Origin of the sequence: Saccharopolyspora sp. (genome assembly GCF_017434145.1) — a bacterium.
Classification (GTDB): domain Bacteria; phylum Actinomycetota; class Actinomycetes; order Mycobacteriales; family Pseudonocardiaceae; genus Saccharopolyspora_C; species Saccharopolyspora_C galaxeae.
Window position 1 is genome coordinate 1 of sequence record NZ_JAFRFW010000186.1, and the last position, 2,017, is coordinate 2,017.

A 2,017-nucleotide genomic window follows, 5' to 3' on the forward strand; every position below is an offset into this window, starting at 1 on the left:
CGATCGCCGATCTCTGCCGCGAACACGACGTGATCGCGATCACGGATGAGGTGTACGAGCATCTGCTCTACGACTCTCGGGCGCACGCACCGCTGGCTACCTGGCCGGGCATGGCCGAACGCACGCTCTCGATCTCCAGCGTCGGCAAGAGCTTCAGCGCCACCGGCTGGAAGATCGGCTGGGCGTGCGGCCCGGCCGAGCTGATCGCCGCGGTGCGGGCGGCCAAGCAGTTCCTCACCTTCGTCGGCGGCGCCCCGTTCCAGCCCGCGGTGGCGCACGCCCTGCGGCACGAACTCGACTGGGTCCGGGATCTGCGGGATGGGTTGCAGCGCAAGCGGGACCGACTCGCCAACGGACTCGCCGAGGCCGGTCTGGACGTGCTGGCCAGCGAAGGCACCTACTTCATCTGCGCGGACGTGCGCCCGCTCGGTTTCACCGACGGGGCCGAGCTGGCCCGGGCACTGCCGGAGAAGGTCGGGGTCGCCGCGATCCCGGTGCAGGTGTTCTGCGACAACCCGGAGGACACCCGGCACCTGGTGCGCTTCGCGTTCTGCAAGCGGGACGAGGTGCTGGACGAAGGCATCCGGCGGCTGCACAAGCTCGCCTCGTCCTGATCCGCGGGCACGCAGCAGCGCCTGGCCGGTCATGATCGGCCTCCGTATCCGAGGCAGAGGAACCCCGTTTCGCCGTGCCGCGCCTGCGCCGAGGCCAGCGCCTCGGCCGGGGCCACGCCGCGACGGAGCGAATCGTGCAGCGCCACCATCACGTGCGCGGTCCGCTCGTCGGGAATCGGCACGACGCTGGCGATCACCGTCACCGTCCCCCGCCCGAGCAGCGTCGCGGCGAGGCCGGTGAGCTGGTCGGCGCGGCCCACCACCGAGCGGCCCGCTTCGCAGGCCGACAGCACCACCGTGCGCGGGCCGCTGCGCAGCCGGTCCAGGTCGTAGCCGTACAGCGGCCCGTCGGCCAGGTCCAGGCAGGACAGCAGCGGCTGATCGGCGCGGAACCAACCGTGCGCCGCGATGTGCGCCGCACCGGCACCGTCCACAGCGGACAGGACCTGTTCTGCACCGGCGTCCGCGCCGGTCAGCAACCGGCCGCCGCCGGCGCGGTGCAACGCCCGCACCTCCCGTTCAGCGTGTTCCAGACCAGGGCCCGCGACCCACACCGATTCCCCGTCGAATTCGCTTCGACCGTCCGCCCTGCCGCGCATCCAAGAGCGCAGCGAAGGCGCCACCGTGACGCTGCGTCCGCGGCAGGCGGGCAAGGCCGACCACGGGACGGCGTGCAACGGTCCGGTGGGTACCACCAGCAAACTGCGACCTCCGGACAGCGAGTCGACCAGCGGGCCGAGTAGGCGCTGCTGGAGAGCATCCGCCGTGACCTGCGCGCTGCTCAGGAAGGCTGCGTGCTGTCGTTCGTCCCCGGACTCCGCGGCCCTGCCCAGCGCGTGGCGCAGCCGTTGCGCCTCGGCCACCGCGCCGTCTTCCGAACCGAGCGAGTGCAACTGGATCCGACCGTCCACAACGGACACGGCGTGCAACTCCCCGTCGTGCGCGAACAAGGTCAGCAGCACCGCATCGCCGATGGCGGTGACCACCTCGTCGATCCCGAACGCGCCCGCGGACTCCCCGGCCCCGCCCTCGACCAGCAGTGCCCGATCCCGGACGTGCCGTTCCAACGTGCTGATCTCGGACATCGCATGACGCAACCGTGCGTCCTTCGCGCCCCACATCCCGGCCACCGCCGAGCGCAGCCGCACCAGCGCCGTGCGCAGCTCCGGATCGGAGGGCGGGCGCAGCGCCCGGCGGTGCAACGCGCTCACCCGGCCGCGTTCGGTCCAGCGCAGCGCGGTTCGAGGATCACCGGTGCGCAGTGCCGCCCGGACTGCCGTCGCGCCGAGTTCCTCCGCCAGTCCGAACGCTTCGATCCGCAGCTCCAGCGCCGCGATACCGGCCGCGTGCGTCTCGACGGCGCGCAGACCTTCGCGGCAGGAGTCGAACAGCCGAACCGCGTC

Annotated in this window: 2 protein-coding genes; one reads left to right on the plus strand and one right to left on the minus strand. The window is 72.2% G+C overall.

Annotated features, from left to right (window positions below):
- The coding region (locus tag IJH84_RS05195; protein WP_295140914.1) for an aminotransferase class I/II-fold pyridoxal phosphate-dependent enzyme at positions 1-614 on the plus strand (614 nt) is incomplete at its 5' end.
- Positions 615-643: 29 nt separating this feature from the next.
- On the opposite strand, the gene IJH84_RS05200 is transcribed toward IJH84_RS05195, so the two are convergent.
- A partial coding sequence (locus IJH84_RS05200; RefSeq protein WP_295140917.1) for a CHAT domain-containing protein occupies positions 644-2,017 on the minus strand: 1,374 nt, incomplete at its 5' end.